This is a genomic window from Lachnoclostridium sp. An76, assembly GCF_002161355.1.
In the GTDB taxonomy this organism is placed as follows: domain Bacteria; phylum Bacillota; class Clostridia; order Lachnospirales; family Lachnospiraceae; genus Mediterraneibacter; species Mediterraneibacter caccavium.
On sequence record NZ_NFHL01000011.1, the window covers coordinates 85,566 to 99,521 of the forward strand.

Here is a 13,956-nt window from a genome sequence, read left to right on the forward strand (position 1 = left end):
CGGGAAAGGAGTAAAAGGTAAGATGAAAGAAAAACTGGAACAGATCAAGGCGGAGGCAGTCGCCCGGATACAGGCGGCAGACGCTCCGGAGAAGCTCAATGACGTCCGCGTCAGATACCTTGGGAAAAAGGGTGAGCTGACGGCAGTGTTAAAAGGGATGAAGGATGTGGCTCCGGAAGACAGGCCGAAAGTAGGCCAGATGGTCAATGACACGAGGGCTGCTATCGAGGCGCTCCTGGAAGAGTCAAAGACAAAGATGGAACGGGCGATCCGGGAGCAGAAGATGAAGGAGGAAGTCATTGACGTGACTCTCCCGTCAAAGAAGAATATCATGGGGCACAGGCACCCGAACACCATCGCTCTTGAAGAGGTGGAGCGGATCTTCGTGGGCATGGGCTACGAGGTGGTTGAAGGGCCGGAAGTGGAATACGATGAGTACAACTTCGAGAAGCTGAACATCCCGGCGGACCACCCGGCAAAGGATGAGCAGGATACATTCTATATTAACAAAGATATCGTGCTGCGCACCCAGACTTCTCCGGTGCAGGCCCGTGTGATGGAGCAGGGCAAACTGCCGATCCGTATGATCGCTCCGGGGCGTGTGTTCCGTTCGGACGAAGTGGATGCCACACACTCCCCGTCCTTCCACCAGATCGAGGGGCTCGTCATTGACAAGAATATTTCCTTCGCTGACCTGAAGGGGACACTGGAGGTATTCGCAAAAGAGCTGTTCGGGCCAGAGACAAAGACCAAGTTCCGCCCCCATCATTTCCCGTTCACAGAGCCAAGCGCAGAGGTGGACGTAAGCTGCTTCAAGTGCGGCGGCAAGGGATGCCGGTTCTGCAAAGGTTCCGGCTGGATCGAGATCCTGGGCTGCGGCATGGTCCACCCGCATGTGCTGGAGATGTGCGGCATCGATCCCGAGGAATACGGCGGATTCGCATTCGGCGTGGGGCTGGAGCGTATCGCACTGCTGAAATATGAGATCGATGATATGAGACTCCTGTATGAGAATGATATACGGTTCCTGAAACAGTTTTAAGCGGAAGACTCGGGAAACGATTTTGGAAATAGAAGGAAGGATAGGTTAGAGAGATGAATACTTCATTATCATGGATAAAGGCATATGTTCCGGACCTTGATGTGACTGCGCAGGAATATACAGACGCGATGACACTGTCCGGTACAAAGGTTGAGGGATATGAGAGGCTGGATGCGGATCTGGACAAGATCGTGATCGGACAGATCGACAAGATCGAGAAGCATCCGGATGCGGACAAGCTGATCATCTGCCAGGTGAATATCGGGACAGAGACGATCCAGATCGTGACCGGCGCCCCGAATGTGAAAGAGGGGGACAAAGTCCCGGTCGTTCTGGACGGAGGACGCGTGGCCGGCGGACATGAGCCGGGCCAGAAGGTCGAAGGCGGCATTAAGATCAAAAAGGGCAAACTCCGCGGAGTGGAGAGCGCAGGCATGATGTGCTCCATCGAAGAGCTGGGCTCCAGCCGTGAGATGTACCCGGAAGCGCCGGAGTACGGCATCTATATTTTCCCGGAAGACGCGGTCGTGGGAGAGAGCGCGGTAAAGGCTCTGGGCCTGGACGATGCGATCTTTGAGTATGAGATCACATCCAACCGCGTGGACTGCTTCAGCGTGGTCGGCATTGCCAGAGAGGCGGCGGCTACATTCCGCAAGGAGTTCCATCCGCCGGTGGCGACCCCGACAGGGAACGATGAGGATGTCAATGACTACATTAAGGTGTCAGTGGAAAATACAGACCTCTGCCCGCGCTACTGTGCGAGAGTGGTGAAAAATATCAAGATCGGTCCATCCCCGAAATGGATGCAGAGAAGGCTTGCGTCCGTGGGCATCCGCCCGATCAACAACCTGGTGGATATCACAAACTATGTGATGGAAGAGTACGGACAGCCGATGCATGCCTATGACCTGGATACCATTGCCGGCAGGCAGATCGTTGTAAAGACGGCGAAGAACGGAGACAGATTCACTACACTCGACGGCCAGGAGAGGACCATGGATGAGGATGTGCTGATGATCTGCGACGGCGAGAAAGAGATCGGCATCGCGGGGATCATGGGCGGAGAGAACTCCATGATCACAGATGACGTAAAGACCATGCTGTTCGAGGCGGCATGTTTTGACGGAGTGAACATCCGCAAGTCCAGCAAGAGGATCGGCCTGAGGACAGACGCCTCCGCAAAGTTTGAGAAAGGGCTTGACCCGAACAATGCGCAGGCAGCCATCGACCGCGCGTGCCAGCTCGTGGAAGAGATGGGCGCCGGAGAAGTGGTCGGCGGCATGGTGGATGTGTACGGGAAGAAGAAAGAGCCTGTCAGGGTGCCGTTCGACGCGGATAAGGTCAATGAGCTGCTGGGCACGGATATCTCTGAGGAGGAAATGCTCGGATACTTTAAGATGCTTGACCTGGAGTATGACGCAGAGACAAAGGAAGTGATCGCGCCGACTTTCCGCCACGATCTGTTCCGTCTGGCGGACCTTGCGGAAGAGGTGGCGAGATTCTACGGATATGACAATATCCCGACCACGCTTCCCGCAGGAGAATCCACTACAGGAAAGCTCTCCTTCAAACTCAGGATCGAGCAGGTGGCGAGAGATATCGCGGAGTTCTGTGGGTTCAGCCAGGGAATGACTTACTCCTTCGAGAGCCCGAAAGTATTTGACAAGCTGCTCATCCCGGCAGAATCCCCGCTTCGCAGCGTGGTGGAGATCATGAACCCGCTGGGAGAGGATTACAGCATCATGAGGACCACATCCTTAAACGGGATGCTCACATCCCTTGCTACGAATTATAACCGGAGAAACAAAGATGTGCGCCTGTATGAGCTGGGGAATATCTATCTTCCGAAAGCGCTGCCGCTGACAGAACTGCCGGAGGAGAGGATGCAGTTTACACTCGGAATGTACGGCGACGGAGATTTCTTCACCATGAAAGGCGTGGTGGAAGAATTCTTCGAGAAGATCGGTATGAAAGACAGGGAGAAATATGACCCCAATGCAGGCAAGCCGTATCTCCATCCGGGACGCCAGGCAAATATCATCTACGACGGAAAAGTTGTCGGATATCTGGGCGAAGTTCACCCGGAAGTTGCTGACACTTACGGCATCGGAGAGCGCGCTTACATCGCGGTGATCGATATGCCGGAAATCCTGCCGTATGCGACATTTGACAGGAAATATACAGGCATCGCGAAATACCCGTCTGTTACAAGAGATATCAGCATGGTTGTTCCAAAAGATATCCTTGTGGGACAGATCGAGGAAGTGATCGAGCGGAAAGGCGGCGCCCATCTGGAAAGCTTCCGCCTGTTCGACCTGTACGAGGGAGCTCAGATCAAAGAAGGATATAAGTCCGTGGCTTACTCCATCGTATTCCGCGCGAAAGACAGAACGCTGGAAGAGGCGGATGTGGCTTCAGCGATGAAGAAGATCCTTGGCGGCCTGGAAGAGCTGGGGATTGAGCTGAGACAGTAAAATGTGAAAAATGTGTGAACGGGGTCAGACCCCTTTTCAAAGGGGTCTGACCCCGTTTGGCAGAATTGTCAGACAGAAAGGGTAATTTGTGTGAAAACAAGTGATTTTTATTATGATCTGCCGGAAGAACTGATCGCCCAGGATCCTCTTGAGGACCGTTCTTCTTCCAGGCTTCTTGTCCTGGACAAAAAGACGGGGGAGACGGAGCACCATGTATTCCGGGAGATCGTGGACTATCTGGATCCCGGGGACTGTCTTGTCATCAATGACACGAAGGTGATCCCGGCGCGCCTGATCGGGGCGAAGGAGGAGACCGGTGCTAAGATCGAAGTGCTTCTCTTAAAGCGGGGCGCGGACGATGTGTGGGAGACTCTGGTGAAACCGGGGCGCAAGGCAAAGCCGGGAACAAGGATCAGCTTTGGGGACGGACTCCTCACGGGCGAGGTCGTGGATATCGTGGATGAGGGGAACCGTCTGATCCGTTTTGAGTATGAGGGGATCTTCGAGGAGATCCTTGACCGGCTCGGGCAGATGCCTCTCCCGCCTTATATCACACACCAGTTGAAAGACAAGGACAGGTACAACACAGTGTACGCGGAGCATCCGGGATCCGCGGCGGCCCCCACGGCGGGGCTTCACTTTACGCCGGAGCTTCTGGAGAAGATCAAAAATAAAGGCGTGGATATCGCCCATGTGACGCTCCATGTAGGGCTGGGCACATTCCGCCCGGTCAAGGTGGATGATGTGGAGAACCATCACATGCATTCGGAGTTTTATATGATCGATGAGACAGCGGCAGAGAAGATCAACCGCGCGAAAGAGAATGGGAAGCGCGTGATCTGCGTGGGCACGACGAGCTGCCGGACCATCGAATCCGCAGCTGACAAAAACGGAAGGCTTAAGGCGTGCAGCGGGTGGACGGATATCTTTATCTATCCGGGGTATCAGTTTAAGATCCTGGACGCCCTGATCACGAATTTCCACCTGCCGGAGTCTACCCTGGTCATGCTCGTGTCCGCGCTGGCAGGCAGGGAGCATGTGCTTGCGGCGTATGAGGAAGCAGTAAAAGAGAGATACCGGTTCTTCAGCTTCGGGGACGCGATGTTTATCAGATAGCTTATCCGAGACGTGCTCATCCGTCCGGTATGACGCACTTTTCTGCAGGAGTCAGGATCACCTGTGAGGGTGTCATATTCTTCTGTGCCCGTGCATATGCTTTCTGCACGGGGGTGACTTTTTTGATCTATGTGGTAAAGAATGGCGATACACTGGAAGGGATCTCGCGGCAGACGGGTATCCCCGTGTGGAAGATCGTATATGATAACCAGCTTTCCGACAGAAATGTCCTTGTGCCGGGGCAGGCGCTCCTTCTCCTTGGGCAGGGAGAGACGGGAGAAGTTTCCGGGGGCCGGGCTGCGGGCGGGTATGCGTACCCGTTTATAGAGCCTGAGATCCTCGGGCAGGCGTTCCCGCCGCTGAGGGAGCTGCTTGTATTTTCTTACGGCTTTACTTTTGAAGGAAATCTCATCCCGCCGCCGCAGGATGACCTGTGGATGGTGGAGACAGCCTGGAATAACGGAGCCGAGCCTTTCATGGTCCTGACTCCGTTTTCCGGCGGCGCGTTTAACAACCAGCTCGTAAAAGTGCTGGTGGGACATGAAGAGATCCAGGAAAACCTGATCAGGCAGATGCTGGCGGCAGTGCAGGACAGGGGATATGCGGGAGTGGACATTGATTTTGAATATGTCCTTCCCCAGGACCGGGCCGGATACGCGGGATTTGTGGGGAAAGTCCGGCGCGCGATGAATGAGCACGGATACCGTGTCTCTGTGGCTGTGGCGCCGAAGGTATCGGATTCCCAGAGGGGACTCCTCGTCGAGGGGATCGATTATGCCGCCCTGGGAGAAAATGCGGATACCGTGTTCCTGATGACCTATGAATGGGGGTACACCTATGGCCCGCCCATGGCTGTCGCGCCGCTGGACAAAGTCCGGCAGGTCGTGGAATACGCGGTGGCCAGGATCCCGCCGGAAAAACTGGTCCTGGGCATCCCCAACTACGGGTATGACTGGGCGCTTCCCTATGAGAGAGGGATCACCCGGGCGAGAACGGTCGGAAATGTGGAGGCAGTGGAGATTGCGGCGCAGTATGGTGCTGTCATCGAATATGCCCCCATCGCGCAGAGCCCCTGGTATACTTACCGGCAGAATGGCATGGAGCATGTAGTATGGTTTGAGGATGTGAGGAGTATTGAGGCAAAATGGGGGCTGGTAAAAGAGTTTCGCCTTTCCGGGGCATGGTACTGGAACCTGATGCGCCCGTTCCGGGCTAACTGGCTGCTGCTTTCGTAAATTTGCCCGCACAGGAGCACTTTTATAAAATCATAAGACTTTATTTACAGAGCGGAAACATTTCCGTGATATACTGAATGATCAGCGGGATAACTGCCGGGGGACGGAGAGAGCATCAGCTCCGGGATCCGGTATCCGGCCGGAAGACGAAAGACAGCGGGGCGTTAAGATGAATTCGTACAGTGGGAACAAAAGAAAAAAGCAGAGGCAGAGGCCGGCGCAGACGAAAAAGAAAAGCAGGCGGAAGAACAGGAGTAAGAGCCCTCAGCGGAGAAAAATGTACGCGGCAGCAGGCATCATGCTCCTTGTGATCCTGACCGCAGCGGCTGGCATATATTCCTGTGTATCGCGAAATGGCCGCTATGTGGATGTGGATGCCTCTGAGCCTGATCTGGACGTACAGCTTTTGGATGTGAATCCGTATTCCAGGCCGGGGATCCAGAGCGACGGCATTAACGGGATCGTTATCCACTACACGGCGAATCCGGGAAGTACAGCCCAGGAGAACAGAGATTATTTTAACGGGCTTCAGTATTCGCAGGAGACGGAGGCGAGCAGCAATTTTATCGTAGGACTGGAAGGCGAGATCATCCAGTGCGTCCCGACATGGGAGGTGGCGTATGCTTCTAATGAGAGAAACTCGGATACTGTGTCTATCGAGGTGTGCCACCCGGATGAAACCGGGAAATTTACGGATGAGACTTACCGGTCTCTTGTACAGCTGACAGCATGGCTCTGTGTGAAATTTGACCTGACCACGGATGACGTGATCCGCCATTATGATGTTACAGGGAAGATCTGTCCGAAATATTTTGTGGAGCATGAGGACGCGTGGGAGGCTTTTAAAGAAAACGTAGGGGATGCGGTCGGAAAATCGCGCAGAGAACAGGGATAATCTGCCGTTCTCCTTGCTATCAGGATGGAAAATTGTTATAATGTGACCGCTAAGCCCGTATCTGCGCGGAAATCAGATACCTGTGCTGAGAGGGAAACCGGTTTTGGAGGAGAGAAATGAACGATTTGGAAATGTACCGCGAGCAGCTCGCGCTGTGTGATGATAAGATCATTGACGCGCTCGTGGAGAGGAACGCCATCATCGAGAAGATCATGGCATATAAAGAAAAGTACGGGATGCCGATCCTGCAGCCTGCGCAGGAGGCGAAGCAGCAGAGGCGGCTGGATGAAAAACTGAAGGATAATAAGTATCAGGAAGAGATCCAGGATGTGTTTAAGCGGATCTTAAGGAACAGCAAACGGATCCAGGCGAGGAAGCTTTTTTCTTATAATATCGTGCTGATCGGTTTTATGGGATCCGGGAAGTCCACGGTGTCAGATTATCTGAGCACCATGTTTGACATGCGTCTGGTAGAGATGGACCAGGAGATCTCCGAGAGAGAGGAGATGAGTATCCCGGATATTTTTGCTACATACGGAGAAGAATATTTCAGGAATCTTGAGACAAGCCTGTTAAAAGAGCTCCAGACCGGGAACAACTGTATCATTTCCTGCGGGGGCGGGGTGGCCCTCAGGGAAGAAAATGTCAGGGAAATGAAGAAAAACGGAAGGGTGGTCCTGCTGACTGCGAGCCCGGAGACGATCTATGAGAGAGTCAAAGACAGCAACGACAGGCCGCTCCTCAATGGAAACAATAATGTGGAATATATTGCGGAACTGATGGAAAAACGCAGGGAGAAATATGAGGCTGCCGCGGACATCGTTATACAGACAGACGGGAAGACGGTCTTACAGATCTCCGAGGAACTGCTTACAAAACTTGCGGAGTTGGATAAGAAATAATGTTTGAAAAATTTTTTCCGGATGAGTATGTGGCTTCCACATATGTCATCCCATTTGAAAAACTGTATGAAGAAGGTTACAGAGGGGTCATATTTGACATTGACAATACACTGGTGCCCCATGGAGCGCCCGCGGATGACAGGGCGGTGAAACTGTTTCAAAGGCTTTCGGATATTGGCTTTGCATCCTGTCTTATCTCGAATAACCAGGAGGCAAGAGTGAAAATGTTTAATAAAGATATCGGGACACATTATATCTATAATGCCCACAAGCCTTCCACGAAAAATTATATCCGTGCGATGGAGATCATGGGTACGGACAGGACAAATACTCTTTTTGTAGGGGACCAGCTCTTTACTGACGTATGGGGGGCAAAAAGGGCGGGGATACACAATATCCTCGTAAAGCCCATCCATCCGAAAGAGGAGATCCAGATCGTCCTGAAAAGGCGCCTGGAGAAGATTGTCCTCTATTTCTATAAAAAAAGATTGAAAAATAGCAGAAATTAGTATAAAATCTTAAGATAGAGCGTCTGCTCAGATGCACGATTGAAGGAGGAAGACAAATGGTCGCAGCAGGAGATTTTAAGAACGGCATTACCGTAGAGATTGACGGAAATATTTATCAGATTTTGGAATTCCAGCATGTAAAACCGGGAAAAGGTGCAGCTTTCGTAAGGACTAAATTAAAAAACATCATCAGTGGCGGTGTGGTTGAGAAGACATTCCGCCCGACTGAGAAATTTGAGAACGCGCATATCGACAGGAAAGAGATGCAGTATCTCTATCAGGACGGCGATCTTTACAATTTCATGGACGTAGAGACATACGACCAGATCGCATTAAATTCAGATGTGGTAGGAGATGCGCTGAAATTTGTGAAAGAGAACGAGACAGTGAAGATCTGCTCCCACAAGGGAAATGTATTCTCTGTTGAGCCGCCGCTGTTCGTTGAACTGGCGATCACGGAGACAGAGCCGGGATTCAAGGGAGATACAGCTCAGGGAGCTACAAAGCCGGCAACTGTCGAGACAGGGGCAACGGTTATGGTGCCGCTGTTCTGCGAGACAGGCGATGTGCTGAAGATCGATACGCGTACAGGAGAGTACCTGTCCAGAGTATAATGATCTGATGCGGGCAAAAAAGCCTGAAAAAAGTATACAAAAATTTGCAATAAAAGGATGTGCTGTTTTGTGCGGTACATCCTTTTTTCAGTATGCAAGTAAAAATGAGAGGAAAAACTGTAAGAAATTGCAGAGGGATATTTCGTGAATTCTGCCTCATTGTTTTTTGCCGTAAGCTCGTCTATAATCAGACTCACATAATATAGTTCAGATCAAATTGTTAGTATCCAGATCAATGCATCTAATCAAAAGGTATATTTCATACCGAATCTCTCATTTAATCTGTGATGGTTCCCGTTAAGGAAGGAGAAGAATGGATTACAGGGAATTTACAGGAGCAGTAGAGGATCAGATGAACCGCAGGCTGAAAGGAGGTGTGCAGGCGAGCCTTTATACGGCAGTAAAAAATAATGGAAAAGAACGTACCGGAGTTTTGATCGAGTCTCCGGGGATCAATATTTCTCCTACGATCTACCTGGAAGAATATTTTGAAGATTACCAGAAGGGAAAATGTCTCGGGATGATCGTGGATGAGATCCTGGGCTTTTACGACAGCATAAAAAGGGAAGGTCCATGGGACTGTGAAATGCTGAAAAACTATGATGGAGTGAAAGACAGGATCGTCTTCAAACTGGTAAATACACTGAAAAACCGGAAGTTTCTGAGTACGGTCCCCCACCGCTCTTATCTCGATCTTTCAGTCGTGTTTTATGTGCTGCTCGAGGTGACGGCGGATGGCACGGCGGCTATGACAGTTTCTGAAAGCCATATGGAACAGTGGAAGGTCACCACGGATATCCTCTGGTCAGACGCGCTGAGAAATGTGAAGAGGCTTCTCCCGGCAGAATTTGTCACAATGAACCATGCGCTGAAGGAAATGCTGAGGGGAAGGGAAGAAAGCGAGGTCAGCGGGAATGACAGTGAAAATGACAGCGGAAACCTGCTTCTCGGGAAAGGCACGGAAAGGGACGGTATGTATATCCTTTCGAACAGCCTCCGGAGTTACGGGGCGGCATGCATTGCCTATCCGCATATCCTGGAGATGATCGGGGAGATCCTGCGGCGGGATTATTATGTCCTCCCGAGCAGTGTCCATGAAGTGATCATCGTCCCCTGGTCTCCCGGGCTGGATATCCGGGAACTGGACGAGATGGTCAGGGAGATCAATGTGACTCAGGTCGCTGAAGAGGAAGTGCTGAGCAGCCATGCCTACCTGTACCGGAGAAGTACGGGCACGCTATGCGGCGGAAATGCACGGCAGAATGGGAGGGCGGCAGGATGAAAAAGATGAGAAAATGGAAACTGTCTGCTGCGGCCATCCTGTTTCTTATATCTTCCATGTGCATGCAGTGGGGAAACCGGACAGAGACTGCCGCGGCAGGAGAGACTGTGGCTCTTACTGTGGGGCGGGAGATCTATTACGGGACATACAGTACCAATTATTTCGACGCAGACGGAAAAACAGCATACTGTCTGGAACCCCTGAAAGACACGCCGGATCCCGGACAGTATGCCGTGGTACCGCTGGATGGCGGAGCGGTGAGAAAGGGACTTTACTATGTGTATGGCGGTCCGGGCTATGCAGTTTATCAGGAAAGATTCGGCAGTATCGGGATAGGGGGCAGGTACAGCGAGGATGACCAGTATTGTATGAGCCATTGTATCCTGTCATATCTTTACTCGGGAAATGAGACTGCATTTACCGGGCTGGACAGCAGCGCGGTAGCAGAACTCAGGACAGCGGCGGAACGCATTGCGGGGCTGCCGGACCCGCCGGAGGCATTTTACGCATTTCTCTTTAATACAGGCGGCAGCGGGCAGGTCATGGGCGGCAGCGGCAGCGACCGGACTGGCGGGATAGAGATCCGTAAGAGATCGGATCATCCGGAGTGGACAGAAGGAAATCCTTCCTATTCTCTGGGAGGAGCAGTGTTCGGGATATACCGGCCGGGAGAGGAACTGCCTTCCTGGGAGGTGACGACCGATGAAAACGGATATGCCAGTCTGTCAGATATCCCCATCGGTTCCTATGAGATCGCGGAGATCAAAAGCCCGCCCGGCTTTTCAGGGGAAGGCGGCAGAAGAGAGATCCACGTGGATGAGAACTCTGTATATACTTATGAGTGTGTTAACACAGCCGCATATTATCCGGCAGGCATCCTTCTGAAAAAGACAGATGCAGAAACAGGAGAAAATACTCCGCAGGGCGCCGGCTCTCTGGAGGGGGCTGAGTTTGAAGTGAAATACTATCACGGGTATTACGATTCCGATCCGGGGGAGATGTCTCTGCTCCCGGAACGGACCTGGATCTTCCGGACGAATGCGGACGGGGAGCTTTGCTTTACTGAAGAGAGCAAAACAGGAGGAGACGGATTTTATATAAACGGCGCGGGAGAAAATGTGCTTCCCCTGGGCACTGTTACGATCCGGGAAGTGAAAGCGCCGGAAGGATATCTGCTCAATGAAAATATATATGTGGAAAAGATCCGGCAGGAAGGAAGCGGTCCGGCAGACACGGTATACCATGCGCCGGAAGCGCCGGAACAGATCATCCGGGGAGATCTTCAGCTTGTAAAATTCCGCGAGGACGAAGATGAAAACCAGGATCAGAAAACTTCTCTTGAAGGGATCGTTTTTACTGTTGCATCAAAGACGACAGGGGAAGAGATACAGATCATAACGGACGAGAACGGATATGCATCTACAAAGGGTGAAGGCGGAAAAGGCGGGCTTGTGTATGATACTTATGTGGTGAGAGAAGAGAATCCGCCTGACGGACTCCTTCCGGTCGGTGATTTTGAGATCACAGTCACTGAAGAAGGGAAGACGCTTTATTATATACTGGAAGATAAGAGGATCTTTTCCCCGGTCCGTCTTGTAAAGAAAGATGCGGACAGCGGAGAGACTGTACCGATCGCGGGGGCGGAGTTTCAGCTTCTGGATGAAAACAGGGAGCCGGTTGTCATGACCGTGCATTATCCACAGGAAACTGCGCACAGTTCTTTTAAAACAGATGAGACAGGCAGTTTTGTCCTGCCGGAAAGACTGAGCGCGGGGATCTATTATTTCCGCGAACTGAATGCCCCTGCGGGATATCTGCTCAATAAGGAACCTGTAAAGTTTGAGGTCAGGGAAGACCATGAATGGGGAGATCCGTTTGTGGTTGAATTCTCAGACAGGCCGGCCATGGGAAAGATCCATATAAAAAAGACAGATGAGGATACGGGAAAAGCTGTTTCCGGGGCAAAATTTGAGATCACCGCAAAGGAAGATATACTGACTCCTGCGGGAAGCGTGAGGATCCCTGCGGGAAGTACGGTGGGTACCATAGTTACAGACGAGAATGGTGAGGGGCAGTCGGACAGTCTCTATCTGGGCAGGTATGAGATCCGGGAGACAGAGCAGCCTCAGGGGTATGTGCTCCCCGAAAAGATATATGAGGTGGGATTAGAGTATAACGGACAGGAGACAGAACTTGTGAGTGCAGAGGCGGAGATCACAAATAAGCCGACAAAGATAACCCTGAAAAAGAAGGAGGAAGGCACGGAGACCGGCCTGAAAGGAGTAAAATTCGCTGTCTGGCCCAAAGAGACGCCGGAGAAGGAAAAGCTCTATATCACGGATGAGGAAGGCCGGATCGAGATAAAATATCTGGCTCCGGGGACATATTGTGTCCAGGAGAGAGAAAGTATTCCCGGATATCTCAGGGATGATGCGGTCTGGGAATTTACGGTTGACAGTACGGGAAGGATCGAAGGGCAGGAGTGTATGGAGTATGAGGTCGAGAATAAGAAGACAAAGATCAGAGATACCGAGGCGTTCTGGAAGGAGACCGGAGAAAAGGAAATCTATGGCGGAGAGGAGCATGTGATCGTAGATACGGTCATCTTTCAGGATCTCGAACCAGGGCAGGTGTATACGCTGAAAGGAGCTCTGGCAGACCCTGAGACAGGCGAGATACTGACAGAGAACGGACAGCCCATTGCTGCTGTGAACACATTTACAGCAGAAAAACCGTCACAGGAAATACAGATGGAATTCCCTGTGGATACTGTGCGGACCGAGGAGAGGAAGATCGTAGTGTTTGAATCCCTCTATATCGGGGATATACTGATCGCTACCCACGCGGATCCCGGTGACAAAGGGCAGACGGTCACAATCCTGAAAAAACCGGAGGCGTCCGCCGCTACGGGAGACAGTACAGTGGGGAGTCTGCAGACAGCTGCTCTGCTCGCAGCCATACTGCTTCCGCCGGTATATACTGCAGTGTATTTCATGAGAAAAAAGAAGATGTAAAAAGCTTTACTTTTGGCTTGATTTATGCTAGGATAATTAAGGCTGTTCAAGAAAGGAACATACTTTCTTGAACAGACCGGAATGCGTCTGTAGCTCAGTGGATAGAGCAATGCCCTCCGGAGGCATGTGCGACGGTTCGACTCCGTTCAGACGCTGCTTATTATTCCTGAGGAGTGCTGTAAACTTTGTTTATGGTTCTTTTCAGGAATTTTATTTTTGAAAAATAGCATATAAGAACAACTATCTGAATTGTAAAATTAAATATACAGACGATAACTGCTGTAAGGGGGTTCCCGGGTGTTTCTGACAAGCTCATCACTGATTTTATCGGTTGCATTATCGTCATAGAGCTTTTGGATAATTCTCAGGAAACTTAAGTGTATATTGCAGATTGTATAAAATACAGATATAATAGCGTCGATATGGATCGGCGCTATTTTCTGCGCCTGTCCGTGCGCATCTTTAAACCATGCTGCAAATCAGCCTGTCAGTGGGAAGAAAATGAGCAAAAACAGAGGAGCCCGCTATGAGGAGGAATATGAAACAGGCGCGGCGCATATGCAGAACAAATAACATGCGGAACCAATAGAACAGCATGGAGAACAAACAGCATGCGGAACAAACAGCATGCAGGACAAATAGAGGAAAAGAGAGGGAAAAAGTGATGAACCGAGTATTCCAGACCTCAGAGATCTAGACCATGTGCCAGGACTTAAAGACCATCCTGGAACAGTGCAAAGAGCACGTCTCCGCCATGAAGAGCTGCGCGGACAAGGTGGAGAGCGCCCTGAACAGCGTGCCCCGGGACGTACAGTACGGGGATGCCTTCACCGCGCTGTACAGCCTGCGGCAGTCCCTGAAGACCGACCGGAT

10 protein-coding genes and 1 tRNA gene are annotated in these 13,956 nt (G+C 51.5%); all 11 read left to right on the forward strand.

The features are described from left to right. Positions 1-22: 22 nt before the first annotated feature. Positions 23-1,042 carry a phenylalanine--tRNA ligase subunit alpha gene (pheS, locus tag B5G27_RS14775; protein ID WP_087179630.1) on the forward strand — a complete coding sequence of 340 codons (1,020 nt, stop codon included), beginning with the start codon at positions 23-25 and terminating at the stop codon, positions 1,040-1,042. 53 nt (positions 1,043-1,095) lie between these two features. Beyond that, on the forward strand, positions 1,096-3,516 hold the full coding sequence (pheT, locus tag B5G27_RS14780) for a phenylalanine--tRNA ligase subunit beta (protein WP_087179615.1): 2,421 nt from the start codon (positions 1,096-1,098) through the stop codon (positions 3,514-3,516). A 90-nt stretch (positions 3,517-3,606) separates the two neighbouring features. Next, positions 3,607-4,632: a tRNA preQ1(34) S-adenosylmethionine ribosyltransferase-isomerase QueA gene (gene queA / locus B5G27_RS14785; RefSeq protein ID WP_087179616.1), complete on the forward strand. Its 1,026-nt coding sequence runs from the start codon at positions 3,607-3,609 to the stop codon at positions 4,630-4,632. 122 nt (positions 4,633-4,754) lie between these two features. Beyond that, the gene (locus B5G27_RS14790) at positions 4,755-5,867 is read left to right on the forward strand and encodes a glycosyl hydrolase family 18 protein (RefSeq protein WP_087179617.1); all 1,113 of its coding nucleotides are present in this window, start codon (positions 4,755-4,757) and stop codon (positions 5,865-5,867) included. A 169-nt stretch (positions 5,868-6,036) separates the two neighbouring features. Further along, on the forward strand, positions 6,037-6,762 hold the full coding sequence (locus tag B5G27_RS14795) for a peptidoglycan recognition protein family protein (RefSeq protein ID WP_087179618.1): 726 nt from the start codon (positions 6,037-6,039) through the stop codon (positions 6,760-6,762). A gap of 116 nt (positions 6,763-6,878) precedes the next feature. Further along, entirely contained in the window at positions 6,879-7,664 is a 786-nt protein-coding gene (locus B5G27_RS14800; protein ID WP_087179619.1) for a shikimate kinase, read from the forward strand. Beyond that, a complete protein-coding gene (locus B5G27_RS14805; protein ID WP_087179620.1) occupies positions 7,664-8,173 on the forward strand; it encodes a YqeG family HAD IIIA-type phosphatase in 510 nt (169 codons plus the stop codon). Before B5G27_RS14800 ends, B5G27_RS14805 begins: the two co-directional genes overlap by 1 nt. Positions 8,174-8,229: 56 nt before the next feature. Beyond that, positions 8,230-8,787, forward strand: coding sequence for an elongation factor P (efp, locus tag B5G27_RS14810; RefSeq protein ID WP_087179621.1), 558 nt, complete (start codon positions 8,230-8,232; stop codon positions 8,785-8,787). A 313-nt stretch (positions 8,788-9,100) separates the two neighbouring features. Continuing rightward, positions 9,101-10,069, forward strand: coding sequence for a DUF5688 family protein (locus B5G27_RS14815; protein ID WP_087179622.1), 969 nt, complete (start codon positions 9,101-9,103; stop codon positions 10,067-10,069). Then, positions 10,066-13,083 carry a SpaA isopeptide-forming pilin-related protein gene (locus tag B5G27_RS14820; RefSeq protein WP_087179623.1) on the forward strand — a complete coding sequence of 1,006 codons (3,018 nt, stop codon included), beginning with the start codon at positions 10,066-10,068 and terminating at the stop codon, positions 13,081-13,083. Before B5G27_RS14815 ends, B5G27_RS14820 begins: the two co-directional genes overlap by 4 nt. Positions 13,084-13,166: 83 nt before the next feature. Next, positions 13,167-13,238 (forward strand) — tRNA-Arg (locus B5G27_RS14825). Positions 13,239-13,956: the final 718 nt, after the last annotated feature.

Coding starts and splice junctions, on each gene's coding strand:
- pheS (WP_087179630.1), top strand. CDS start 23: ATGAAAGAAAAACTGGAACAGATCAAGGCGGAGGCAGTCGCCCGGATA.
- pheT (WP_087179615.1), top strand. CDS start 1,096: ATGAATACTTCATTATCATGGATAAAGGCATATGTTCCGGACCTTGAT.
- B5G27_RS14795 (WP_087179618.1), top strand. CDS start 6,037: ATGAATTCGTACAGTGGGAACAAAAGAAAAAAGCAGAGGCAGAGGCCG.
- B5G27_RS14800 (WP_087179619.1), top strand. CDS start 6,879: ATGAACGATTTGGAAATGTACCGCGAGCAGCTCGCGCTGTGTGATGAT.
- B5G27_RS14805 (WP_087179620.1), top strand. CDS start 7,664: ATGTTTGAAAAATTTTTTCCGGATGAGTATGTGGCTTCCACATATGTC.
- efp (WP_087179621.1), top strand. CDS start 8,230: ATGGTCGCAGCAGGAGATTTTAAGAACGGCATTACCGTAGAGATTGAC.
- B5G27_RS14815 (WP_087179622.1), top strand. CDS start 9,101: ATGGATTACAGGGAATTTACAGGAGCAGTAGAGGATCAGATGAACCGC.
- B5G27_RS14820 (WP_087179623.1), top strand. CDS start 10,066: ATGAAAAAGATGAGAAAATGGAAACTGTCTGCTGCGGCCATCCTGTTT.